Annotated in this window: 20 protein-coding genes; 11 read left to right on the top strand and 9 right to left on the bottom strand. The window is 49.3% G+C overall.

The features are described from left to right. Positions 1-6: 6 nt before the first annotated feature. Entirely contained in the window at positions 7-864 is an 858-nt protein-coding gene (gene nfo / locus M979_RS10540) for a deoxyribonuclease IV (RefSeq protein ID WP_064554930.1), read from the bottom strand. 77 nt (positions 865-941) lie between these two features. After that, a complete protein-coding gene (locus M979_RS10535) occupies positions 942-1,991 on the bottom strand; it encodes a YeiH family protein (protein WP_034458663.1) in 1,050 nt (349 codons plus the stop codon). 104 nt (positions 1,992-2,095) lie between these two features. Here M979_RS10535 and yieE point away from each other — a divergent pair, with 104 nt between their 5' ends. The 3 genes from yieE (at position 2,096) to cirA (ending at position 6,931) form a co-directional block, all read left to right on the top strand. Further along, positions 2,096-2,962: a DNA-binding transcriptional regulator YeiE gene (gene yieE / locus M979_RS10530; RefSeq protein WP_064554902.1), complete on the top strand. Its 867-nt coding sequence runs from the start codon at positions 2,096-2,098 to the stop codon at positions 2,960-2,962. A gap of 269 nt (positions 2,963-3,231) precedes the next feature. Then, positions 3,232-4,701 (top strand): amino acid permease, encoded by a 1,470-nt coding sequence (locus tag M979_RS10525; RefSeq protein ID WP_064554901.1) that lies wholly within the window; start codon positions 3,232-3,234, stop codon positions 4,699-4,701. 259 nt (positions 4,702-4,960) lie between these two features. Then, entirely contained in the window at positions 4,961-6,931 is a 1,971-nt protein-coding gene (gene cirA, locus M979_RS10520; RefSeq protein ID WP_064554900.1) for a catecholate siderophore receptor CirA, read from the top strand. Positions 6,932-6,980: 49 nt separating this feature from the next. Here the strand turns inward: cirA and fghA are convergent, their stop codons facing one another. Next, positions 6,981-7,811, bottom strand: coding sequence for an S-formylglutathione hydrolase (gene fghA, locus M979_RS10515; RefSeq protein ID WP_064554899.1), 831 nt, complete (start codon positions 7,809-7,811; stop codon positions 6,981-6,983). Positions 7,812-7,917: 106 nt separating this feature from the next. On the opposite strand from fghA, the gene M979_RS10510 reads away from it, so the two are divergent. The 7 genes from M979_RS10510 (at position 7,918) to mglC (ending at position 16,235) form a co-directional block, all read left to right on the top strand. Continuing rightward, a complete protein-coding gene (locus M979_RS10510; RefSeq protein ID WP_064554929.1) occupies positions 7,918-9,042 on the top strand; it encodes a YbfB/YjiJ family MFS transporter in 1,125 nt (374 codons plus the stop codon). Between the two features lie 129 nt (positions 9,043-9,171). Continuing rightward, positions 9,172-9,837, top strand: coding sequence for a GTP cyclohydrolase I FolE (gene folE, locus M979_RS10505; RefSeq protein ID WP_034458653.1), 666 nt, complete (start codon positions 9,172-9,174; stop codon positions 9,835-9,837). A 19-nt stretch (positions 9,838-9,856) separates the two neighbouring features. Continuing rightward, the gene (gene yeiB, locus M979_RS10500; RefSeq protein ID WP_064554898.1) at positions 9,857-11,014 is read left to right on the top strand and encodes a DUF418 domain-containing protein YeiB; all 1,158 of its coding nucleotides are present in this window, start codon (positions 9,857-9,859) and stop codon (positions 11,012-11,014) included. 155 nt (positions 11,015-11,169) lie between these two features. Beyond that, complete coding sequence (gene galS, locus M979_RS10495) at positions 11,170-12,192, top strand: HTH-type transcriptional regulator GalS (protein WP_064554897.1); 1,023 nt, start codon at positions 11,170-11,172, stop codon at positions 12,190-12,192. Positions 12,193-12,484: 292 nt separating this feature from the next. After that, complete coding sequence (gene mglB, locus M979_RS10490; protein ID WP_034458647.1) at positions 12,485-13,483, top strand: galactose/glucose ABC transporter substrate-binding protein MglB; 999 nt, start codon at positions 12,485-12,487, stop codon at positions 13,481-13,483. 200 nt (positions 13,484-13,683) lie between these two features. After that, on the top strand, positions 13,684-15,204 hold the full coding sequence (gene mglA, locus M979_RS10485; protein ID WP_034458645.1) for a galactose/methyl galactoside ABC transporter ATP-binding protein MglA: 1,521 nt from the start codon (positions 13,684-13,686) through the stop codon (positions 15,202-15,204). A 20-nt stretch (positions 15,205-15,224) separates the two neighbouring features. Continuing rightward, positions 15,225-16,235, top strand: coding sequence for a galactose/methyl galactoside ABC transporter permease MglC (gene mglC / locus M979_RS10480; protein ID WP_064554896.1), 1,011 nt, complete (start codon positions 15,225-15,227; stop codon positions 16,233-16,235). Between the two features lie 69 nt (positions 16,236-16,304). Here the strand turns inward: mglC and sanA are convergent, their stop codons facing one another. From sanA to ldtB, 5 genes are all read right to left on the bottom strand, one after another. Next, the gene (sanA, locus tag M979_RS10475) at positions 16,305-17,024 is read right to left on the bottom strand and encodes an outer membrane permeability protein SanA (RefSeq protein ID WP_034458641.1); all 720 of its coding nucleotides are present in this window, start codon (positions 17,022-17,024) and stop codon (positions 16,305-16,307) included. 131 nt (positions 17,025-17,155) lie between these two features. Then, on the bottom strand, positions 17,156-18,040 hold the full coding sequence (gene cdd, locus M979_RS10470; protein ID WP_064554895.1) for a cytidine deaminase: 885 nt from the start codon (positions 18,038-18,040) through the stop codon (positions 17,156-17,158). A 130-nt stretch (positions 18,041-18,170) separates the two neighbouring features. Then, positions 18,171-18,866: a CidB/LrgB family autolysis modulator gene (locus M979_RS10465; RefSeq protein ID WP_064554894.1), complete on the bottom strand. Its 696-nt coding sequence runs from the start codon at positions 18,864-18,866 to the stop codon at positions 18,171-18,173. Then, the gene (locus tag M979_RS10460; protein ID WP_034458636.1) at positions 18,863-19,264 is read right to left on the bottom strand and encodes a CidA/LrgA family protein; all 402 of its coding nucleotides are present in this window, start codon (positions 19,262-19,264) and stop codon (positions 18,863-18,865) included. The genes M979_RS10465 and M979_RS10460 overlap by 4 nt, the downstream gene beginning before the upstream one ends. 195 nt (positions 19,265-19,459) lie before the next feature. Next, positions 19,460-20,380: a L,D-transpeptidase gene (gene ldtB, locus M979_RS10455; RefSeq protein WP_034458635.1), complete on the bottom strand. Its 921-nt coding sequence runs from the start codon at positions 20,378-20,380 to the stop codon at positions 19,460-19,462. A gap of 234 nt (positions 20,381-20,614) precedes the next feature. Between ldtB and M979_RS10450 the strand changes: the two genes are divergently transcribed. Next, positions 20,615-22,210, top strand: coding sequence for an ABC-F family ATPase (locus M979_RS10450; RefSeq protein ID WP_034458634.1), 1,596 nt, complete (start codon positions 20,615-20,617; stop codon positions 22,208-22,210). Between the two features lie 122 nt (positions 22,211-22,332). Here the strand turns inward: M979_RS10450 and M979_RS10445 are convergent, their stop codons facing one another. Continuing rightward, positions 22,333-24,696, bottom strand: a complete 2,364-nt coding sequence (locus M979_RS10445) for a glycoside hydrolase family 31 protein (protein ID WP_034460066.1) — start codon at positions 24,694-24,696, stop codon at positions 22,333-22,335. Between the last annotated feature and the right edge of the window lie 14 nt (positions 24,697-24,710).

Here is a 24,710-nt window from a genome sequence, read left to right as displayed (position 1 = left end):
TTTTGTCTATGCCTCGGCAGTTTCACGCTGCTGAGCTTTCAACCAGGCTATCTCTTCAGCCCAGATATCCGGGTTCGTCGTTTCCAGGATTAGCGGAATCCCATCGAAACGGTTATCACGCATAATCCAGGCAAACGGCGTGTGGCCAATATTGCCTTCACCCAGACTGTTATGGCGGTCGACACGGCTCCCAAAAGCACTTTTCGCGTCATTAAGGTGCATGCCACATAAATACTCGAACCCAACAATTCTTTCGAATTCAGCAAAGGTATTTTCGCAGTCTGCTTCGGTGCGCAGGTCATAACCCGCTGCAAAGGCGTGGCAGGTATCAATACACACACCGACACGGGATTTGTCTTCTACGCCATCAATAATCGCGGCCAGATGCTCGAAACGAAAACCGAGATTGCTGCCCTGGCCTGCTGTGTTTTCAATCACCGCAGTCACACCTTCGGTTTTATCCAGCGCGATGTTTATCGACTGAGCAATGCGGGCAAGGCACTCTTCTTCAGGGATTTGCATCAAGTGGCTGCCAGGGTGGAAGTTCAACAGCGTTAAACCCAGCTGCATGCAACGTTCCATCTCATCAATGAAGGCTTCACGGGATTTTTCCAGCGCTTCCTCAACCGGATGACCAAGGTTAATGAGATAGCTGTCGTGGGGGAGGATTTGTCCAGGCCCGTAATGATACTTTTCACAGGCCCGTTTGAAATTGCTGATAACTTCGTCAGTGAGCGGAGCTGCACGCCACTGGCGTTGGTTTTTGGTGAACAGGGCAAAAGCAGTGGCTTCGAGTTCGTGCGCGCGAATTGCGGCATTTTCCAGACCACCTGCAGCACTGACATGTGCGCCAATAAACTTCATCATTCTTACTCCTGTCAAAACCCGCTATCGGGAAACGGACAATGATAGCGGGTTAGACAGTAATTTTCCGTACCTCTTTATGCCATCAGGTGATGGATACCAAGGTTAATCGCGCCACCGCCAACAATCAGCCAGATAAATAGCACCAGAGCCATCAGCAGCGGGCGTACACCGGCTTTTTTCAGCGCGCTGAAATGAGTGGTTAAACCCAGAGCCGCCATCGCCATTGCTAGCAAGAAAGTATCCAGTGTTATCAAAGCATTGACCGCCCAGGCTGGCAGTAAGTGCAGTGAGTTAAACATCGCAACCACTATAAACAGCACCGCAAACCATGGAATGGTGATTTTGCTTTTCTGCGCCTGACCCGCCGGAGCCAGTTGTTTGACACGAGCTGCCAGGAAAATCAGGAATGGAGCCAGCATCATTACGCGCAGCATTTTCGCAATGACTGCGGCATTTTCAGTTTCAGGGCTGATTGCATGCCCTGCAGCCACTACTTGTGCAACTTCATGCATGGTTGAACCGGTGTAGATACCAAAAGCCTCCGGTGTGAACCATTGTGTAACATACGGATAAATCATTGGATAAATAAAGATTGCCAGCGTACCGAAAATCACCACCGTTGCGACCGCTACGGTGACTTTACTGGCTTCCGCTTTTACAACCGGCTCGGTTGCCAGAATCGCCGCAGCACCGCAAATACTGCTGCCGGCACCAATTAACCAACTGGTTTGTTTATCCAGGCCAAACACTTTCTGACCCAACCAGCAGGCGAGGGCGAAGGTGCTGGTGAGTGTCAGAACATCAATGATGACACCGCTGGCGCCGACATCCGCAATCTGCGAAAACGTCAGTCGAAAGCCATATAAAATGATCCCAAGGCGCAACAGATGTTGTTTGGCAAACAATACACCGCCATCACAGTGTTGCCAGATTTTCGGGTAAAGCGTGTTGCCAATCACCATCCCGCACAGAATCGCGAGCGTTAAGGCACCGAGCCCAAGACCTGCAACGGAAGGAATATTCCCCAACCAAAGCGCCAGTGCAGTAATTGCACCTGCAAGCAGCAGTCCTGGCAGGAAATGCCACAATGTATGTCGATGAGTGGGAATTGATAACGTAGCCATAACCTTCTCCTTTGTGTTGGCAAAAGAGTAAGTCCTGGTGGCTTAAAAATAAAATTGATTATATATTTATAACCAATCTGAATAAGTGTTAAGGCGTGTCCACTATGCATATCACACTGCGGCAACTTGAAGTCTTCGCTGAAGTCCTCAAAAGCGGCTCTACTACTCAGGCTTCGCAAATGCTGGCGTTGTCTCAGTCTGCGGTAAGTGCGGCGCTGTCCGACCTCGAAGGGCAGTTAGGCGTGCAATTATTCGATAGGGTAGGTAAGCGCCTGGTTGTCAATGAACATGGCCGTTTGCTGTATCCGCGCGTGGTGGGGTTGCTGGAACAGGCAACAGAAGTCGAACAACTGTTTAAAGAGGATAATGGTGCTATTCGCGTTTATGCCAGCAGCACGATAGGCAATTACATTCTGCCGGAAATGATTGCTCATTATCGCCGCGATTTTCCAAATCTCCCGCTGGAAATGAGCGTTGGCAATAGCCAGGATGTGATTAACGCAGTTGCCGACTTCCGGGTTGATATTGGTCTGATTGAAGGGCCGAGCCATATGACCGAATTGGTGACCGAGCCGTGGCTGGAAGATGAGCTGGTCGTGTTTGCGCCGCCAGACGCGCCGTTATTACAGAAACCCGTCACGCTGGAAAGCCTGGCTGAACAGCCGTGGATCTTACGTGAAAAAGGCTCTGGTACGCGCGAAATCGTCGATTATCTGCTGCTTTCACATCTGCCGCAGTTTCATCTTGGGATGGAGCTGGGGAATTCAGAGGCGATTAAACATGCGGTGCGCCATGGTCTTGGCATCAGCTGCTTGTCGCGTAGGGTGATTGCCGAGCAGCTTGAGTCCGGCACGCTGGTGGAAGTTGCGGTGCCGTTGCCCCGGTTAACGCGCACGCTGTACCGTATCCATCACCGTCAAAAGCATATTTCTAACGCGTTGCAGCGCTTTTTACGCTACTGCGAGGAATGAAGCGGCGCAAGGCCATGCTCCCGGCAAACTTCTGGCGCGCGGGCGTAGGTCCTGGTCTGTGGGAGAAAAGAATAAAATGTGCCTTCGTAGCGCAGTCCCAACGCTGCGGTCATTTATCATGTCTCAGCCAGTCCGGGCTGCTCATCGTAGGTTTTGCTAATAATCGAGTGCCGATCATGAAGCTCTCTTATAACGCGGCATTTCTGCTAGATGAACAAGGATGATTTGTTACAATCGCGCCTCATTTTTACGAAGGACCGCAATTTTCTATGGTTTCTCAAGATAAGACAACACAAGTGCCAGGCTTACGCCGTGAGTTAAAAGCGCGCCACTTAACGATGATCGCCATCGGCGGTTCTATCGGAACCGGGCTATTTGTTGCCTCTGGTGCAACCATTTCTCAAGCGGGCCCTGGCGGCGCGTTGCTCTCCTATATGCTGATTGGTCTGATGGTGTACTTCCTGATGACAAGCCTCGGCGAACTTGCTGCGTACATGCCGGTTTCAGGCTCCTTTGCCACTTACGGGCAACAATACGTTGAAGAAGGCTTCGGTTTCGCACTGGGCTGGAACTACTGGTACAACTGGGCGGTAACTATCGCTGTTGACTTGGTCGCATCACAATTGGTGATGAACTACTGGTTCCCTGATACCCCGGGCTGGATCTGGAGTGCATTGTTCCTTGGCATCATGTTCTTGCTGAACTACATCTCTGTTAAAGGCTTTGGTGAAGCAGAATACTGGTTCTCACTGATTAAAGTGACCACGGTTATCATCTTTATCATTGTCGGCTTGATGATGATCCTCGGCATCTTTAAAGGTGCGCAACCTGCTGGCTGGAGCAACTGGGCAATTGGTGATGCGCCGTTTGCTGGTGGATTCTCCGCAATGATTGGTGTCGCGATGATAGTCGGCTTCTCGTTCCAGGGGACTGAGCTGATTGGTGTTGCTGCAGGTGAATCTGAAGACCCTGGCAAGAACATTCCACGTGCTGTGCGTCAGGTGTTCTGGCGTATCCTGCTGTTCTATGTGTTCGCGATTCTGATTATCAGCCTGATCATTCCTTACACCGATCCGAGCCTGCTGCGTAACGATGTAAAAGATATCGGCGTGAGCCCATTCACACTGGTATTCCAACATGCTGGTCTGCTGTCTGCAGCGGCGGTAATGAATGCCGTTATTCTGACTGCGGTACTGTCTGCGGGTAACTCCGGGATGTATGCATCCACTCGTATGCTCTACACCCTGGCTTGCGATGGCAAAGCACCACGCATTTTCTCTAAGCTCTCCAGAGGCGGTGTGCCACGTAACGCACTGTATGCAACTACTGTTGTAGCGGGCTTGTGCTTCCTGACTTCTATGTTCGGTAACCAGACAGTTTATCTGTGGTTGCTTAACACCTCAGGTATGACTGGCTTCATCGCCTGGTTAGGTATTGCGATCAGCCACTACCGTTTCCGTCGTGGTTATGTGAAACAAGGTCTTAGTCTTAACGATTTGCCGTATGTTTCTGGCTTCTTCCCGCTGGGGCCAATCTTTGCCTTCGTACTGTGCCTGATCATCACGCTCGGCCAGAACTACGAAGCATTTCTTGCCGATAAAATCGATTGGGCAGGCGTAACGGCTACCTATATTGGTATCCCATTGTTCCTGGCAATCTGGTGGGGCTACAAGATTACGAAAGGCACTCGTTTCGTGAAGTATGAAGAAATGACGTTCCCGAAAACGTTTAAAAAGTAACTTTGAAGGGCGCGATTATCGCGCCCTTTTTTATCCCTTCTCGCATCATCCTTCTGCATTAATCCCTTTCGAGACATTACAAACATTAACAATTTGATTGATAACCATTCTCGTTTAATTTATGGTGTCGCCACGCTTTACCACGGCTGGATGTCGATGAGTACAGCGCGCAGTTGTTTGCCAAAGTAGCCAGCAACGCATTAAGGAATGTGAGCGCAATCCATCGTTTTTGTTTGCCATTCACCTCATGGAGAAAGGAATGTTAAGGTTGAATCCCATCGTCCGGGGAGGACTTTGCGCGTCGATAATCAGTGTTGCGTTTCCGGTTATTGCCGAAGAACGCGAAGACACCATGGTTGTTACTGCTTCTGCGACTGAGCAAAACCTCAAAGATGCTCCTGCCAGTATTAGCGTCATCACCCAGGAAGACCTGAAAAAGAAACCGATCCAGAATTTGAAAGATGTCTTGCAGGAAGTCCCGGGCGTGCAGCTCACTAATGAAGGGGATAACCGCCAGGGCGTCAGTATTCGTGGTCTGGACAGCAGCTACACACTGATTCTGGTTGATGGCAAGCGGGTGAACTCGCGCAACGCAGTATTCCGCCACAATGATTTTGACCTTAACTGGATACCGGTTGATGCCATCGAGCGTATCGAAGTGGTGCGCGGGCCAATGTCTTCGCTCTATGGTTCGGATGCGTTAGGCGGTGTGGTGAACATTATTACGCGCAAAGTTGGCAAAGCCTGGCATGGCACCGTAACGGCGGATACCACCATTCAGGAAAAACGCGATCGCGGTGATTCCTATAACAGTAACTTTTTTGCCAGTGGCCCAATCATTGACGATCTGCTTGGGGTGAAAGTTTACGGCAACCTCGGCAAGCGCGAGAAAGATAAACAAGAGACTTCCAGCACTAGCGCAACAGGTGAAACTCCGCGTATTGAAGGTTTTACCACCCGTAGCGGCAGCGCTGAATTTGCCCTGACACCAACAGAAAACCAGGACATGAGCTTTGGTTATGGTTTTGACCGCCAGGACCGTGATTCGGATTCGCTGAACAAAAACCGCATGGAGCGCCAGGATTACTCGATTTCCCATAATGGACGTTGGGATTACGGCAACACCGAACTGCGTTTCTATGGCGATAAGATTGATAACCTCAACCCAGGCAATAGCTCGCCAATTACCTCGCGCAATAACAGTCTCGACGGCAAACTGGTTCTGCCATTGGGCGAAATTAACCAGTTACTGACCTTCGGCGGGGAATGGCGACACGATAAGCTGTCAGACCCGGTAAACCTCACGGGTGGCAATAGCTCTGAAACGTCTGCCAGCCAGTATGCATTGTTCTTAGAAGACGAGTGGCGAATTTTTGAACCGCTGGCGTTGACTACCGGCGTGCGTATGGATGATCACGAAACCTACGGCGATCACTGGAGCCCACGCGCATACCTCGTGTACAGCGCGACAGATACCATCACCATGAAAGGTGGCTGGGCAACGGCATTTAAAGCACCATCGTTACTACAACTTAGCCCGGACTGGACCAGTAACTCTTGCCGTGGCTCTTGTAAGATTGTCGGCAGCCCGGATCTGAAACCTGAAACCAGTGAAAGCTTCGAATTAGGGTTGTACTACTCAGGTGATGAAGGCTTGCTGGACGGGATTTCAGGCAGCATCACTACCTTCCAGAACAACCTTGACGATATGATTGATATCAATCGCACACCGAACCGTGCACAGGCACCGTCGTATCCAAACTTTGTTGGTTTTGACAGTGCGGGCCGCCCAATCTTCAAATACTACAACGTTAATAAAGCACGCGTTCGTGGTGTTGAAACCGAGTTGAAAGTGCCGTTCAGCGAGCAGTGGAAACTTACACTGAACTACACCTATAACGATGGCCGTGATTTGAGTGGTGGTGGTAACAAACCGCTGGCATCTCTGCCATTCCACACTGCTAACGGAACGGTGGATTGGGCACCATTAGATGACTGGTCATTCTATGTTTCCGCGAACTATACCGGTGAGCAACGTGCTACAACCGACGGCTCACCAACACCTGGTGGTTATGTAGTGTGGAACACAGGTGCCGCGTGGAAGGCGACGAAAAGCATCAAGCTACGTGCAGGGGTGATGAACCTCGGTGATAAAGATCTGAGTCGTGACGATTACAGTTACAACGAAGATGGTCGTCGTTATTTTGCTGCGGTGGATTACACGTTCTGATTTTACCCTAACCCTCTCCTCAGGGAGAGGGCCGGGGTGAGGGCATTAATTACGCCAAATGCTCTGCATGGAAACGCAGATGGTCTTCAACAAACGATGCAATAAAGTAGTAACTGTGATCGTAACCCGGCTGCACACGCAGCGTTAACGGCCAGTTTTTCTGGCGTGCTACTTCAGCAAATTGTGCCGGTTGTAGTTGATCTGCAAGGAACTGATCCGCATCACCTTGATCGATAAGCACTGGAATGGCGTTGGTACTATCAGCCTGCATCAACAAGCAGCAGCTATCCCATTCGCGCCATTTCTCTTCGTCTGCACCTAAATAAGCATTAAAGGCTTTTTGGCCCCACGGCACGCGCGTTGGGTTTACGATCGGCGCAAAGGCCGAAACGGAGCAATAACGACCTGGGTTTTTCAATGCGATGCTTAATGCACCGTGGCCACCCATTGAATGCCCAAAGATAGAGGCTTTCTCGCTGATGCTGAAGTTATTGGCAATCAGCGTTGGCAGCTCATCATTAATGTAGTCGTACATCCGAAAATGGTCAGCCCACGGCTGTTCAGTGGCATTGAGGTAAAAACCTGCACCCTGACCAAGATCGTAGCTTTCATTATTCGGCACATTTTCACCACGTGGGCTGGTATCTGGCATTACCAACACAATCCCTAATTCAGAAGCGACACGCTGCGCTCCTGCTTTGGTGGTGAAGTTCTCATCATTGCAGGTCAAACCGGACAACCAGTACAGAACCGGTGGAGGTGTGGTGCGAGGAGTTGGCAGAAAAATACTGAATGTCATTGGACATTTCAGTACCGCAGAATCATGGCGCCAGCGCTGTTGCCAGCCTTCAAAACATCGGTGTTCTTCGAGGAGTTCCATCCAGAGGCCCTTAATTATATTCAAGATCAATGAATAACTTTCACTTCTCCCCAGTCTAGCCATGCGGCATCATGCTGGCAACGAAATCGCAACATTTGGGGTGATAGTGGCGGCACGTATCGCGTTGACTGGGTTTCTGGTGTTGGTGGTTGCAATGGGCATTGGCCGATTTGCATTCACACCGCAAGTCCCATTAATGATAACTGAAGGGCAACTTACCTTAACCAGTGTGGGTTTGGTAGCAGCGATTAACTACCTCGGTTATCTTGCTGGCGCATGGGATGCCATGCGCGCACACCGGCGGGTAGAGTTGCGTTTGCACGCTGGCGTCTGGGGAGCGGTCATCCTGACGCTGCTTTCTGCTACCGTGGATGCAGCCTTGTGGCATGCGTTGATTCGTTTTCTGATTGGTTGCGCCAGCGGCTGGGCGATGGTGTTAATCGCCGCCTGGTGCAATGAGCAGCTGGCGCATTTAGGTAAGCCAGGGTTAAGTGCTGCGGTGTTCGCAGGCCCTGGCGCTGGAATATTTATCAGCGGTTTGATGGCGGTGGCAATCCATAGTTATGGCTTATCAGCAAGCTATGCCTGGCTTGTTTATGGCGCTTTGGCGCTGCTGTTTATTGCATTAATTGCCCGCAACCTGCCGGGCAAAGGGGAGCTGCACCGCCCGGAAACGGCACCTGAGCCATTGGTATTAACGCCGCAACTTAAACGCCTGGTGTGGAGCTATAGTCTGGCTGGATTTGGTTATATTCTGCCAGCCACATTTTTATCGCAGATGGCCAGCGCACGTTTTCCTGGCAGCGCGTTTGCGCAGTTTGTTTGGCCGATATTTGGCGGAGCGGCAGTGTGCGGTATTTTGCTCGGCATTGCCGCGCGTCAAAAATTGCAAAGCTATCAACGCCTGGCACTTGTTTTGTGGTTACAAGCGCTTGGGGTATTCGCCTCAGATATGATTCCCGGTATGACCGGGTTGGTTTTAGGTTCGCTGCTGGTGGGTGGTGGCTTCTTATGTGCGGTGCAATTATCGCTACTTTATGGACGCGAACTGGCACCTGAACACACCCGTTATATGGCGGGATTACTGACTACCGGTTATGCGATGGGGCAGTTAGTTGGGCCAATGCTCTCGGCATTATCGACCTCGCTCACCGGACAGCTTGAGCCTGCGCTATATGTTGCGGGCTTGGCCTTATTAGTCGCAGGCGGTTTGGTCTGGCGAAGGTATTGACGATTTCAATAATTATTTAGGGCAATTAACGTTCACACTACTGGATTATGCGACTGTGCTCACGCACAATGAGCACACACTTTGCCCCATGTAGGGCCGAGGTCAGCCACACCTGCAGGAGAAAATAACATGTCATCACTAAGACCAGAAGCCGCATTGGTTCATGAAGCATTGGTTGCACGCGGCCTGGAAACGCCACTGCGCCCACAACTGCGTGAGCTCGATAACGAAACCCGCAAACGCGAGATTGCCGGGCATATGACGGAAATCATGCAGTTGCTGAATCTTGATCTCAGCGACGATAGCTTGATGGAAACCCCGCATCGCATCGCTAAAATGTATGTCGATGAGATTTTCTCCGGCCTTGATTACGCTAACTTCCCGAAGATCACCGTCATTGAGAATAAGATGAAGGTTGATGAGATGGTCACCGTGCGCAACATTACGCTCACCAGCACCTGTGAACACCATTTCGTGACTATCGACGGTAAAGCGACAGTGTCATATCTGCCGAAAGACACCGTGATTGGCTTGTCGAAAATTAACCGCATTGTGCAATTCTTTGCGCAGCGTCCGCAGGTTCAGGAACGCTTAACACAGCAAATCCTGATTGCACTGCAAACCCTGCTTGGCACCAACAATGTGGCGGTATCTATTGATGCAGTCCATTATTGTGTGAAAGCGCGTGGTGTGCAGGATGCTACTAGTGCGACGACAACCACGTCTTTGGGTGGATTGTTTAAATCCAGCCAGAATACTCGCCAGGAATTCCTGCGCGCAGTGCGCCATAACTAACATTAACCAGGTAGGATGTATGAGTAGAAACGTTACGCTGGATTTTGTCCGTGGCGTCGCTATTCTCGGCATCCTGATGCTTAATATCGTGGCCTTCGGTTTACCGAAGGCGGCGTACCTTAATCCAGCCTGGTCCGGCTCTGCTACTGCCCACGATGCCTGGACCTGGGCGATTTTAGATCTTTTTGCCCAGGTAAAATTCCTTACTCTGTTTGCTCTGTTGTTTGGTGCTGGTTTGCAGATGTTATTACATCGCGGCAAGCGCTGGATTCAGTCACGTCTGACGTTATTAGTTCTGCTCGGTTTCATGCACGCTATTTTCCTTTGGGATGGCGATATTTTGCTGGCCTACGGTTTAGTGGGGTTAGTGTGCTGGCGTCTGATTCGTGATGCGCCGGGTAATCGTTCATTATTTAATACTGGCGTTATCTTATATCTCACCGGTATTGGCGTGCTGTTATTGCTAGGATTTATTTCCGGTGATGCACCAAATCGCTCATGGATCCCCGATGCCGCAAATTTGCAGTATGAGCAGTGGTGGAAGCTTAACGGCGGGACTGAGGCCATTAGCAATCGCATTGATTTGCTCTCATCAAACCTCGTTGCTCTGGGCGCGCAGTACGGTTGGCAACTGGCGGGGATGATGCTGATTGGCGCGTCATTAATGCGCAGTGGCTGGCTGCGAGGGGAATTTAGCCTGCATCATTATCGCCGCATTGGCGTGTGGCTGATTGTGGTTGGGATGCTAATTAACATTCCTGCGATTTATGCCCAGTGGCACCTTGGCTGGATGTATCGCTGGTGCGCTTTCTTGCTGCAAGCACCGCGGGAATTGAGTGCACCTTTTCAAACGATTGGCTATGCAGCACTCGCATTTGGCTACTGGCCACAGTTGTCGCGCTTGCGTCTGGTGAATGCGATAGCGCATGTCGGGCGAATGGCATTGTCGAACTACTTACTGCAAACAGTTATTTGCACCACCTTCTTCTTCCGCATGGGCTGGTTCATGAAGTTTGACCGTCTGAGCCTGTTGGGGATTGTGCCTTTTGTCTGGGCAATCAATATCTTATTCTCTATGCTCTGGCTGCGTTACTTCCGTCAAGGGCCGGTTGAGTGGCTCTGGAGACAACTAACCGCACGTGCTGCAGGGGTATCACTGAAGCATCCAGCAAGATAATGATATACATCACAAACGTTAACGATATGTATGTAAGCGTTTTCATTGATGTGATCATCCTCACGTAGTCATTCCCAAGTCGCTGCCAGAATAGCCACCTTGCCATATACAGGGTGCATTCATGAGACTAATTCCTCCTTCGCCTGGTGATAAATATGATCACCATTCGTGACGTTGCCCGAATCGCCGGCGTCTCCGTGGCGACCGTATCCCGTGTACTCAATAACAGCGCGCTGGTCAGTGCTGATACCCGTGAAAGTGTGATGCAGGCAGTGGCGCAATTGGGCTATCGCCCGAATGCTAACGCTCAGGCTCTGGCAACGCAGGTCAGCGATACTATCGGTGTAGTAGTGATGGATGTCTCCGATCCATTTTTTGGCGCATTGGTCAAAGCGGTGGATGTTGTGGCACAGGAGCACAACAAATATGTGCTCATTGGCAACAGCTACCATCAGGAAGAAAAAGAGCGTCATGCTATTGAAGTATTGATCCGTCAACGATGTAACGCATTGATTGTTCATGCTAAAGCACTTGGTGATAAAGAGTTGGCCGAGTTCCTCGATCACATTCCAGGCATGGTGCTGGTTAACCGCATTGTTCCGGGGTACGAACATCGATGTGTCGGGCTGGATAATGTCAGCGGTGCTTTGATGGCAACAAGAATGCTGTTTAATCAAGGCCATCAGCGCATCGGTTATCTGGCATCGAGCCATGCAATTGAAGATAACGCGCAGCGTCGGGAAGGATGGCTGCGAGGCATGAGTGAGCAGGGGATCGTACCGCCCGAAAGCTGGGTAGGTGTGGGTTCACCCGATATGCAAGGTGGTGAAGCGGCAATGGTCGAGTTATTAGGCCGCAATCTGCAACTTAGTGCGGTATTTGCCTATAACGACAGCATGGCTGCAGGTGCGTTAACTGCGTTGAAAGACAATGGCATTGTCGTGCCACATCATGTCTCTGTGATTGGCTTTGATGATATTCCTATTGCGCGTTACACCGATCCGCAACTCACAACGGTGCGCTATCCCATTGTTTCAATGGCAAGACTGGCCACTGAACTGGCATTACAGGGTGCGGCAGGAACGCTCGATCATGGTGCAACACACTGTTTTATGCCGACTTTAGTTCGCCGCCATTCTGTTGCTCCACGGCAAATTGCGGCACCGATCACTCTCTGAAAAAAGTCTTTTATGTAACCGGTTTCAATTTGTGAGTAAATTCACAGTTAATTAACAATGCGATGACTATGATGTCAGCGTCTTATCAGCTGAAACTATATGTAACGGTGAATAATCAGTTTACGTATAGGTATTCGGCAAAAAACTATCAATAAAAGCTGTTATGGAACGTTATTGAACACGGAAGAGTTTTTTAGAACAGAAAAATTTTCGGCATTCAGTAACGTTTTTGTAACAACGCTGCCTGCCTGAATACCCCTAAGAACTACCCTGCAAAAAAACCGGAGATACCATGAATAAGAAGGTTTTGACCCTGTCCGCCGTTATGTCTTGCATGTTGTTTGGCGCAGCCGCTCATGCAGCTGATACCCGTATTGGCGTGACCATTTACAAATATGACGATAACTTTATGTCAGTGGTTCGCAAAGCGATTGAGAAAGATGCAAAAGCTTCGCCAGACGTAGAACTGCTGATGAACGACTCTCAGAATGACCAGTCCAAGCAGAACGATCAGATTGACGTGCTGTTGGCAAAAGGCGTGAAAGCACTGGCAATCAACCTGGTTGACCCGGCTGCTGCTGGCACTGTTATCGAAAAAGCACGCGGCCAGAACATTCCAATCGTGTTCTACAACAAAGAACCTTCTCGTAAAGCGCTCGATAGCTACGACAAAGCTTACTACGTCGGTACTGACTCTAAAGAATCAGGCATCATTCAGGGCGACCTGATTGCAAAACATTGGGCAGCTAACCCGGCCTGGGACCTGAACAAAGATGGTCAGATTCAGTTCGTACTGCTCAAAGGTGAACCAGGTCACCCGGATGCTGAAGCGCGTACTACCTACGTTATCAAAGAGTTGAATAATAAAGGTCTGAAAACCCAACAGCTGCAGTTAGATACTGCAATGTGGGATACCGCTCAGGCGAAAGATAAGATGGACGCATGGTTGTCTGGCCCGAACGCTAACAAAATCGAAGTGGTTATCGCCAACAACGATGCGATGGCAATGGGTGCAGTTGAAGCGCTCAAAGCGCACAACAAATCTTCTATTCCAGTATTTGGTGTAGATGCCCTGCCAGAAGCGCTGGCACTGGTTAAATCTGGCGCAATGGCCGGTACCGTTTTGAACGATGCTAACAACCAGGCAAAAGCAACCTTCGACCTGGCTAAAAACCTGGCTGCTGGTAAGCCTGCCGCTGATGGCACTAAGTGGAAAATCGAAGACAAAATCGTTCGTATCCCATATGTCGGCGTTGATCAAAGCAACCTGGCTGAATTTACGGGTAAATAAGTATTCTTCATACTTCGAGCCGCTGATGCGTTAACTGCATTCGCTCACCCCGGTCACTTACTTGAGTAAGTTTCCGGGGATTCACGAGCTTGTCGCCTATGCGCAATTCGAATTATTTTGGATATTGTTTTAACGGTGTCGAGTCGGACGTAATTTGCGTTCGGCTCAATCCACTCAGTGACACTATTGGAACCGTAATTATGGTCGACAATATTACAAATCAGTCGTCGGAATATTTGTTGGAAATGACCAACATTAATAAATCATTCCCCGGCGTTAAGGCATTGGATAATGTTAATTTAAAAGTCCGTCCTCATTCTATTCACGCATTAATGGGTGAAAACGGGGCTGGTAAATCAACGTTATTAAAATGTCTTTTTGGGATCTATGCCAAAGATTCCGGCAGCATCCTTTTTCAGGGAAATGAAGTTAATTTTTCCAGCACCAAAGAAGCGCTGGAAAATGGTATCTCCATGGTGCACCAGGAACTTAACCTGGTTTTACAACGTACCGTAATGGATAACATGTGGCTGGGGCGTTACCCAACTAAAGGTGTATTTGTTGATCAAGACAAAATGTACCGTGATACCAAACATATCTTTGATGAACTGGATATTGATATTGACCCACGTGCCCGCGTTGGTACGTTGTCAGTTTCACAAATGCAGATGATCGAAATCGCTAAAGCGTTCTCTTACAATGCCAAAATCGTCATTATGGATGAGCCAACATCCTCACTGACAGAAAAGGAAGTTAACCACCTTTTCAAAATCATTCGTAAATTAAAAGAACGTGGTTGCGGCATTGTTTATATCTCTCACAAAATGGAAGAGATCTTCCAGTTGTGTGATGAAATAACCATCTTGCGTGACGGACAATGGATTGCCACCCAGCCATTAGAAGGGCTGGATATGGACAAAATCATTTCCATGATGGTTGGGCGCTCTCTGAACCAACGCTTCCCGACAAAAGAGAACGTGCCGGGTGACGTGATTTTGGAGGTGCGTAATTTGACTTCGTTGCGTCAGCCTTCGATTCGTGATGTCTCCTTCGATTTGCATAAAGGGGAGATCCTCGGTATTGCCGGCCTGGTTGGTGCAAAGCGTACTGATATCGTTGAAACGTTATTTGGTATCCGCGAGAAATCTGCCGGAACCATTAACCTGCACGGTAAAAAAATTAATAACCATTCGGCGAATGAAGCGATTAACCATGGTTTTGCGTTAGTGACTGAAGAGCGTCGCTCGACGGGGATTTACGCTTATCTGGATATCGGTTTTAACTCGCTGATTTCTAATATTCGCAATTATAAAAATAAAGTTGGCTTATTAGATAATTCACGCATGAAAAGTGATACCCAATGGGTAATTGACTCAATGCGTGTAAAAACACCTGGTCACCGTACTTCCATTGGTTCGCTATCTGGTGGTAACCAACAGAAAGTTATTATCGGGCGTTGGTTATTAACACAGCCTGAAATCTTAATGCTGGATGAGCCAACTCGTGGAATCGATGTTGGTGCTAAGTTTGAAATTTATCAGCTGATTGCTGAACTTGCTAAGAAAGGGAAAGGAATCATTATTATTTCGTCCGAAATGCCGGAGTTGTTAGGGATTACAGATCGTATTTTGGTAATGAGTAATGGCCTTGTTGCCGGAATTGTAGACACTAAAACAACCACGCAGAACGAAATATTACGTCTTGCGTCAGTGCATCTTTGATAATTTAGGGGCTATTGAAAATGAGTGCGTTAAATAAGAAAAGTTTTCTAACTTATCTGAAAGAAGGCGGCATTTATGTCGTTTTGCTGGTGCTGCTGGCAATTATTATTTTCCAGGATCCGACGTTTTTAAGTTTACTCAACTTAAGTAATATTCTGACCCAATCCTCCGTGCGTATTATTATTGCACTGGGTGTAGCTGGGCTGATTGTGACCCAGGGTACTGACCTTTCTGCTGGTCGTCAGGTGGGGCTTGCGGCAGTAATCGCGGCTACACTGCTGCAATCAATGGATAACGTTAATAAAGTTTTCCCTGACATGCACAGCCTGCCTATCCCGATGGTACTGCTGATCGTGTGCTCTATCGGTGCGGTCATTGGCCTGGTGAACGGAATTATCATCGCCTACCTGAACGTGACGCCGTTTATCACCACTTTGGGTACCATGATTATCGTTTATGGCATTAACTCCCTTTATTACGACTTTGTCGGAGCATCGCCGGTTTCTGGTTTTGAATCGCAGTTCTCGACGTTTACCCAGGGCTTTATTGCATTAGGTAGTTTCCGGCTTTCCTACATAACCTTCTATGCGTTATTTGCTGTGATGTTCGTCTGGGTACTGTGGAACAAAACTCGCTTCGGTAAGAACATCTTCGCTATCGGTGGTAACCCGGAAGCGGCTAAAGTTTCAGGCGTTAACGTTGCACTGAACCTGATCATGATTTATGCGTTGTCAGGTGTGTTCTACGCCTTCGGTGGGATGTTAGAAGCAGGTCGTATCGGTTCTGCAACCAACAACCTCGGCTTTATGTATGAACTCGATGCGATTGCGGCGTGCGTAGTTGGTGGCGTGTCGTTCAGCGGCGGTGTGGGTACGGTTGTCGGCGTGGTTACCGGTGTCATCATCTTTACGGTAATCAACTACGGCCTGACGTATATCGGCGTAAACCCTTACTGGCAGTATATTATCAAAGGCGCGATTATTATCTTCGCAGTAGCTCTGGATTCCCTGAAGTACGCGCGTAAGAAGTAATATTCATTGTTTTACCAAGACCCGCACAGGAAGATATGTGCGGGTTTTTTTATGCGTTTTGGCTTGCCTCTACTTCTTATCTTTCTTCTGCAATTCCAGTAACTGTTCTGGTGTTACCGCCGGGTAAGCTTGTGCATCTTCAGGAACTTCGTGCATTGCAGGAATGGGGACTAGCGGCCCAAGGAAACGTGGCTCCCGCTTGAAGATATACAAATCTGCCAGTGCACCTAAACGCGCACCAAACTCTCTGATACGTACAGTCATCATATTTTTCGGTGATGGCACTGCATAACACTGCGCCTGAATCCCCATATGCAGGGCGATAAACAGTGCGCGTTCGCAATGGAAACGCTGGGTGATAATAATAAAATCATTAGTATCAAACACTTTTCGGGTACGAACGATTGAATCCAGAGTACGAAAACCTGCGTAGTCCAGCACGATATCGGCAGGATCAACGCCACCGGCAATCAGATCTTTACGCATGGTCATCGGTTCGTTGTAACTCTGCAGGGCGTTATCTCCGCTTAATAGCAGATAGTTCACTTTGCCGCTGTTATAAGCATTTAAAGCACCCTGAATACGGAATTGATAGTACTGATTAATCACGCCAGTGCGGTAATACTTGGCAGTTCCCAGCACCACACCGACCTGGCGGTACGGTAAATCCTGAAGTTCGTCGTAGACGTAAGGCGCTGTTTTCCAGCTTATCCAGCGGTCAAGACATAGCGCAGCTATCACAGCCAAGCCGATGATGACCAACAGGCTATAAAACAAGCGCTTCAACATGGGCTTGCAGCTCAATAAAGGGATGAAATTTTATTCAAGGCTACTTTACCTGGTGGTTAAGAGCAAGATTCGTGGAGTTGGTTGAATTAAAATTCGCCAGAACGGGCGCATTTACGCCCGTTCTGTGGTTTCTAGCTTAGAAGTGCACGGTCGATATTCAGGCAGCCCAACGCTTTCAGGGTTGCGGCAGTGGCATCCCACTGCGTCAATGGCGCATCGGCTTTTTCTGCAAGGATCGCTCGCTGAATTTCATTGTAGTCATAGCCTGAGAGGCTAAGCAGATTCAATGCAGCTTGCAGTGGCGGCAGGGAAGGGTTGAATGCTGCGTTTTCAGCATAACTTCCTTTGAAAATCGTTCCGTCGCGCATTTCCAGTGCAACACCAGAAGGCGCATTACTGTATGGCGCATGGCTGCGGTTTGCTGCTGCAATAGCCGCCTGACTTAGCTGGTCACCGTGCAGTGCAAAGCCATGATCCATTGCGTCAAGCAGTAATGTTTTGATTTCTAAATCGCGAGGACCAAAGGCATCTGGCAAATAGTCGCCGAGGGTTGCAGGCTTACGACCTGGAAGGTTAATGCGCAATGCCACGCCGCTGTTCAGTTCATTCATAAACTGGCGGCAGTGCCCACATGGCGTGTAGTTAACGGTAATTGCTGCAAGGGCTTTTTCATCGCGCATCCACGCGTGAGTAATCGCGCTTTGCTCGGCATGAACGGTCTGCTGCATGGTGGAGCCAAGAAACTCCATATTGCCGCCAAAATAGAGATTACCGCTTACGCCACGCGCCACTGCACCAACATAGAACTGAGATAAATCAGCACGAGCACAAGCGGCAGCAAGTGGCAGCAAAGCGAATGCCAGTGCATCGTCATCAAGGCCAGTCTGGGCTTTCAGTGAATCGACTTCCGTTGCACTAAACATTGCCGGGAAGTGAGAATCAGCTATCAAGGGTTGCAAAGCGGCTTGCAAAGAAGCCGGGAGCTGTGCGAGAGCAGCCTGAAAACGTGAGCGCATAAGTAGTAGCCTCATAACAAGTAATTGAACCGCAGTTTACGGGTCTGTATGGGCTTTATATGTGATCTTTATCTAATTACAAATGCAACATATGAAATAAAGAACAAAATTGCGCGATCTCTCGCAAGTTTTAACCAAACACAGCCAAAATCACCGGGAATAAGAACGGAGCAACCAGGGAAGTGATGATGCCGCAAATTACCAGTGCCAGTGAGCTAAAAGCACCTTCCTGAAAATCCATCTCAGCACATCGTGCGGTACCCAGCGCGTGGGAGGCAGCCCCCATCGATAAACCGCGAGACGATTTGGTTTTAATACCCATCAGATTCAAAATGCTATGACCGAATACTGCGCCCAGAATCCCCACGAAAATCACGCATACGGCGCTAATTGCCGGGATGCCGCCAATACTGCCACCCACAGCCATGGCAATCGGTGTTGTAACAGACTTAGGTAATATTGACGCTGCTATTTGCGGTGTGGCACCCATTAATAATGCAATGGATGTACCGGTAATCATCGCCACCATGCTGCCAATAAAACAGATGGTGATAATGGATTTCCAACGTGCACGAATCTGGTGAAGCTGTTCATACAGTGGGAACGCGAGGGCCACTACAGCCGGTTGCAGCAAATCGTTCAGTACTTTACTGCCGGCAAAATAGTGATCATAAGGTGTGCTGGTAAACACCAGAATAGGGATGATAACAATCATCGAAACCAGTAGCGGGTTCAGCAGCGGTGACTTATAACGCATTCCGATTTGGCGGGCGAGAAAGAAAGTCACCACCGTTAAAGGTAAAGACCACCAGATATGATGCATCATTTTGTTTTACCCTCACTTTCACCCACAACTTTACGTTCGCCGTGCACCAGATGAGAGCTCCAGCTCACGATGACTAACACCACTAAGGTACTGATAAAACAGGAAACCACCACCGGGCCAAATTGCTGCTTGATCACATCGACATACTGCATAACGCCCACGCCAATCGGTACAAAGAGAAGCGCCATATAACGAATCAGCAGATGGCAACCTGGCTTAACCCACTTCGCTGGCATGATTTGCAGAGACAGCAAAATAAACAGGATTAACATGCCGATAATGCTGCCGGGGATGGTGATTGGTAGCAGTGAAGAGATGGCGATGCCAGCATATAAGCATATGTAAATTAAAATAAAAGATCGCAGGTAGTGCCAAATTACGGTGAGCAAGTTACGCATGGTGATTACCCTTTAAGAAACGCATTCATCATACAATTAAAGCTTAAAATGTGCTACCGATCACATCATGAATTATGAGCATACCAAATATTCCTCAAAGGAACTTTCCAGAATGTTTTGGGCATTCTTACAGCATCATGTTTTGCAGGCATAAAAAAAGCGACCCGCAGGTCGCTTTTTTGCTCAAGCAATGGATTAGTTCAGGCGAACCGGCATACCGGAACGGCCCAAAATAGCCTGGTCAACCACGGCGCTATCAACATCAGGCTGAGCAGTAATCGCGGTCACATTGCTTTTCAGCGTGATTGGCACGATTTCAGTCGAGTTGAACTGCTCTTCAGTCGTAGACAGCGGGTTGTGTACTTCAATGTAACGCGAACCATCTGGCTCAACAGTTGCTTTCACTGGTTCATTGATGAACTGAACACGAGTACCGACCGGCACTTTCTCGAACAGGAACTTGATGTCTTCATTACGCAGACGCACACAACCGTGGCTTACACGCAGGCCGATACCAAAGTTAGCGTTGGTACCGTGAATTGCATACAGGCGGCCAATGTACAGTGCATACAGACCCATTGGGTTGTCTGGGCCAGCTGGAACAACGGCGGGTAATGGAGTACCTGCAGCGATGTATTCCGCATGCATTTTCGCAGTCGGGGTCCAGGTCGGGCCTGCTTTCTTACGTTCTACTTTGGTCGTCCAGTTCAGTGGGGTGTCTTTACCCAACTGGCCGATACCGATTGGCAACACGATTACCGTGTTAGTACCCGCCGGGTAATAGTAGAGGCGCATTTCAGCACTGTTGATAACAATGCCTTCATGAACGGTATCCGGCAGGATGAGCTGCTGAGGAATGTTCAGGATAGTGCCTGGTTTTGGCAAATACGGGTCAACGCCTGGGTTTGCTTCCAACATGTTGGAAAGGCCCATTTGGTAACGCGCTGCATATTCTTCCAGCGGTGCGGTGCTACCTTCAGGAATGGTGACAACCTGGTTTTGACCAATCAGACGGCTGCCATCGGTTGGCAGAGGATAGGTCACGGCAGAAGCTGTTTTGCTAAAAGCCACAACAGCCACAAATGCCAGTAAAATTGTGCGTAGTTTCATATTCATGTTATGCAATGTATTTATGGCCATGCAGGCTAGTTAGTGAAGAAACGGAGCGAATTGAGCGCGCATTATATGTGCATTCCCTCAGCCTGGGAAATCAGATGTGGATTAAATCACACTTTTTTGCACATTGATTATTTTATCGCCAGCGCACAAGCAGAGCGATCTGCACGTTGAGTTATGGCATAATGTGCTCGATTTCACATATTACAAACTTTCTATTACCAGGACATCTCTGTGCTAGTTTCCAGTAACGTCACAATGCAGTTCGGCAGTAAGCCGTTGTTTGAAAATATTTCTGTCAAATTTGGCGGCGGCAACCGTTACGGCTTGATCGGCGCTAACGGTAGCGGCAAGTCTACCTTTATGAAGATCCTCGGTGGCGATTTAGAGCCAACGCTGGGTAACGTTTCACTTGATCCGAACGAACGCCTCGGTAAGTTGCGTCAGGATCAATTTGCCTTTGAAAAATTCACCGTTCTCGACACGGTTATCATGGGCCATGCTGAACTCTGGGAAGTAAAAGAAGAGCGCGACCGCATTTACGCGTTACCAGAGATGAGCGAAGAAGACGGCTACAAAGTAGCTGACCTGGAAGTCCTTTACGGCGAGATGGACGGTTACACCGCTGAAGCTCGCGCAGGTGAACTGCTGTTAGGCGTAGGCATTCCTGTAGAACAACATTACGGCCCGATGAGCGAAGTGGCTCCTGGCTGGAAACTGCGCGTGTTGCTGGCGCAGGCACTGTTCTCAAACCCAGAAATCCTGCTGCTTGATGAACCGACGAACAACCTGGACATCGACACCATTCGTTGGCTGGAAACCGTGCTCAACGAACGTAACAGCACCATGATCATCATTTCGCACGATCGTCACTTTCTGAACATGGTTTGTACTCACATGGCGGATCTGGACTATGGCGAACTGCGTGTTTATCCAGGCAACTACGATGAATACATGACAGCAGCAACACAAGTACGTGAACGTCTGTTGTCTGATAACGCGAAGAAAAAAGCGCAGATTGCTGATCTGCAATCCTTCGTTAGCCGCTTTAGCGCCAACGCGTCTAAATCTCGCCAGGCGACTTCTCGTGCTCGCCAGATTGATAAAATCAAACTGGACGAAGTTAAAGCATCCAGCCGTCAGAACCCGTTCATTCGCTTCGAGCAGGACAAGAAACTGTTCCGTAATGCGCTTGAAGTTGAAGGTCTGGCGAAAGGCTTTGATAATGGCCCGCTGTTCAAAGGCGTTAACATGCTGCTGGAAGTGGGTGAGAAACTCGCCATTCTGGGTACCAACGGCGTGGGTAAATCCACGTTGCTTAAAACGCTGGTTGCTGAACTGACTCCAGATGCAGGTACTGTGAAGTGGTCTGAGAATGTGCAAATCGGCTATTACGCACAGGATCACGAATACGAATTTGAAAATGACCTGACGGTGTTCGACTGGATGAGCCAGTGGATGCAAGAAGGTGACGACGAGCAAGCGGTGCGCAGCATCCTTGGCCGTTTGCTGTTCAGCCAGGACGATATCAAAAAGCCTGCGAAGGTGCTGTCCGGTGGTGAGAAAGGCCGCATGCTGTTTGGTAAATTAATGATGGAACGTCCTAACGTTCTGGTCATGGATGAACCGACCAACCACCTGGATATGGAATCCATTGAATCGCTGAACATGGCGCTGGAAATGTACCCAGGTACGCTGATCTTCGTTTCTCATGACCGTGAATTTGTTAGCTCGCTGGCAACCCGCGTGATTGAGATTACGCCAGAGCGCTTGATTGACTTTACCGGTGGCTACGAAGATTACCTGCGTAGTAAAGGGATTGATGGTTAAAAGAAATAACCGCCGGATTCGGCGGTTTTTTTTGGTGGTAGAGATGTCGGATGGCGCTTCGCTTATCCGACCTACAGAGCAGCGTAGGGTGGATAAGCGAAGCGCCATCCACCACCTGTTATCTACAGCGCCCAGCTATCCTGCACTTTCCCGTTAACGACCAGGCGACGCTTCTCACCTGTCGGCAACGTCAACGCCAACTCTTTCCATGCTGGGAAGTAATCACCTTTGCGGGTGAACTCCACGCGGATTTCCTCTGCCGTACAGCGAATTTCCCAGTTCAGCCACAGCGCATTGCCTTGCTGATAACCCCATGACTCGCCGTCATCTTCAAACAGGCTACCGTGAGAAACACCGGTGCCTTGCAGCGGATACACTTTCAGCTCGCGTACATTGTCCTCGCTCGCTTTCACATGCGTGATGCGTGCTGAATGGGGTAATGCAGCACCAGCGCGAACCAGCAACGGCAAGCGTTCGAGCGGAGCATCAACCACAATAGTCTGCCCGCCGCTATACCACTGACCGGTATAGTAGTCGTACCATCCCGCGCCATTTTCAGGCAACCAGACTTCGCGCTCACGTTGACCTTCTTCCACCACGCTTGCCACCAGCAAATCGCGACCCAGCATAAAGTCGTCACACTCTTCGAAGGTTTTCGCATCGTGCTCGTGATCGAGGAACGTCGGGCGAAGCATCGGCTCGTCGTCTGCATGGGCCTGCCACAGCAGGGTGTAGAAATATGGCAACAGGCGATAACGTGTTTCGATGGCACTGCGAATGGCCGGAGTCACAGACTGGTACATCCACGGTTCGTTGACGGTTTGATCGTCATTCCATGAGTGAATAGTGAAACGCGGGTGCATCACGCCGTTTTGAACCCAACGCACAAACAGCTCGGCTTCTGGTTTGTCACCGGAAAAACCGCCGACATCGTGTCCCACGTTATACAGTCCAGACAGGCTCATGCCCACGCCCATGCGGGTGTTATAGCGCAGCGTATTCCAGTTAGTGCGGTTATCGCCGCTCCAGGTTTGCACGTAACGCTGCATCCCGGCGCAACCGGAACGGGAAATCAGATACGGGCGTTTTTCTGGGGCAAACTTCTGCTGTGCTTCCAAAGAGGCGCGCATCATCAGTAGTGGCATCACGGGGCGGATATTTTTTATAGCGATCTCTTCGCCAAAACCATGGCAGCGTGCTTCGCCATCCCACACTTCGTATTCGTTATTATCATTCCAGGTAGAATCGATACCCATTTCCAACAACTGTGTGGTGACGCCGTTCTGCCACCATTTCACCGTTGCCGGATTGGTGAAATCAAGGTGCGAACCTTCATCATCCCAGAAGACTGATTTTTCGGGACTATCCTGCTCGGAATCTTTAATAAACAGACCTTGCTCAACCACTTCCTGATAACGCGGGTGATCCTGCAACAGGCAAGGTTTAATGTTCGCCGCAAGCTTAATGCCTGCGTCGTGGAACGACTGGCTCATCACTTTCGGCTGTGGAACCTTGTCGTAGTTCCAGTTGAACACGTAACGCTTGTTGTTAATCGAGGTATAACCCGATGATAACTGGAACGAATCGCATGGAATTGCATGTTCGTTGCACAGTTTGATAAAGCTCATCAGCTGGTTTTGCGCATCAGGTGCATCGGTGTAATGCATGGTAGAGCCGCTGTAACCGAGGCTCCATTTCGGGCCAAACAGCGTTTTACCCGTCAGTCGCACAAACGCTTTGGTGACATCCAGCACTTGCGGGCCGAGGAAGATGTAGTAATCCACATCACCAGATTCAGCCTGCCAGCGGCGATAGGGCAGGTGATAGTTGTCAATCTCATTACCCAGATCCAACCAGCAGTTACTCAGGTTGTCGTAAAACATCCCGAAGCTCACATCCGGACGGCGCGTGATAGTAAATGGAATATGTTTGTACAATGGGTCTGTTGATTCTGCGTTATAGCCCATTGCGTCCAGGTTGCGCATTTCATAACGCTTACCGGTACGTTGAAGTGGACCCGCTTTTTCACCTAAACCGTAATACTGCTCTTCTTTATAACGACGTTGATAATGCGCCACACCATCACCATGTGCGTTGAGCAAATAAGCGCTCGTTGGGCGGTCACTTGCCAGGAATTGCCATTCGGCGGCTTCGTTCTGATATTCCCACTCCAGCCACAATGGTTGGTGAACGGTCACACGCAGTTTATCGGTGCTGATGCGCAGCGTATCGCCGAGTTCTTCTATAGTGAAACCCGGCAATGCAAAACCTTCCAGACTTTCGCGGTTACGCCCTTCCCATGGCACATCATTTTCTGGTGCGATACTCCACGTACGGTTAAGCGCCAGTTTGTTTTCGCGTTTAATCAGCACGCGGAACATGCCTTGTTCCAACACAAAAAGGTTCAGGCGGTGCTTCCCATCCACGCTCAGTTCCACATGGTTGGCATCAGACATCAATAGTGTCCAGGTCTTCAAAATTTTCATCATTCACAATCCGT

Origin of the sequence: Buttiauxella noackiae ATCC 51607 (assembly GCF_001654865.1) — a bacterium.
Classification (GTDB): Bacteria; Pseudomonadota; Gammaproteobacteria; order Enterobacterales; family Enterobacteriaceae; genus Buttiauxella; species Buttiauxella noackiae.
This window is presented reverse-complemented; position numbering and strand designations above follow the sequence as displayed.

Excerpts from the sequence above, each read along its gene's own strand:
- fghA (WP_064554899.1), bottom strand. The coding sequence starts at position 7,811 with ATGGAACTCCTCGAAGAACACCGATGTTTTGAAGGCTGGCAACAGCGC.
- cirA (WP_064554900.1), top strand. The coding sequence starts at position 4,961 with ATGTTAAGGTTGAATCCCATCGTCCGGGGAGGACTTTGCGCGTCGATA.
- galS (WP_064554897.1), top strand. The coding sequence starts at position 11,170 with ATGATCACCATTCGTGACGTTGCCCGAATCGCCGGCGTCTCCGTGGCG.
- nfo (WP_064554930.1), bottom strand. The coding sequence starts at position 864 with ATGAAGTTTATTGGCGCACATGTCAGTGCTGCAGGTGGTCTGGAAAAT.
- M979_RS10465 (WP_064554894.1), bottom strand. The coding sequence starts at position 18,866 with ATGATGCATCATATCTGGTGGTCTTTACCTTTAACGGTGGTGACTTTC.
- M979_RS10445 (WP_034460066.1), bottom strand. The coding sequence starts at position 24,696 with ATGAAAATTTTGAAGACCTGGACACTATTGATGTCTGATGCCAACCAT.
- mglA (WP_034458645.1), top strand. The coding sequence starts at position 13,684 with ATGGTCGACAATATTACAAATCAGTCGTCGGAATATTTGTTGGAAATG.
- yeiB (WP_064554898.1), top strand. The coding sequence starts at position 9,857 with ATGAGTAGAAACGTTACGCTGGATTTTGTCCGTGGCGTCGCTATTCTC.
- mglB (WP_034458647.1), top strand. The coding sequence starts at position 12,485 with ATGAATAAGAAGGTTTTGACCCTGTCCGCCGTTATGTCTTGCATGTTG.
- M979_RS10525 (WP_064554901.1), top strand. The coding sequence starts at position 3,232 with ATGGTTTCTCAAGATAAGACAACACAAGTGCCAGGCTTACGCCGTGAG.
- ldtB (WP_034458635.1), bottom strand. The coding sequence starts at position 20,380 with ATGAATATGAAACTACGCACAATTTTACTGGCATTTGTGGCTGTTGTG.
- folE (WP_034458653.1), top strand. The coding sequence starts at position 9,172 with ATGTCATCACTAAGACCAGAAGCCGCATTGGTTCATGAAGCATTGGTT.
- yieE (WP_064554902.1), top strand. The coding sequence starts at position 2,096 with ATGCATATCACACTGCGGCAACTTGAAGTCTTCGCTGAAGTCCTCAAA.
- sanA (WP_034458641.1), bottom strand. The coding sequence starts at position 17,024 with ATGTTGAAGCGCTTGTTTTATAGCCTGTTGGTCATCATCGGCTTGGCT.
- M979_RS10460 (WP_034458636.1), bottom strand. The coding sequence starts at position 19,264 with ATGCGTAACTTGCTCACCGTAATTTGGCACTACCTGCGATCTTTTATT.
- mglC (WP_064554896.1), top strand. The coding sequence starts at position 15,225 with ATGAGTGCGTTAAATAAGAAAAGTTTTCTAACTTATCTGAAAGAAGGC.
- cdd (WP_064554895.1), bottom strand. The coding sequence starts at position 18,040 with ATGCGCTCACGTTTTCAGGCTGCTCTCGCACAGCTCCCGGCTTCTTTG.
- M979_RS10535 (WP_034458663.1), bottom strand. The coding sequence starts at position 1,991 with ATGGCTACGTTATCAATTCCCACTCATCGACATACATTGTGGCATTTC.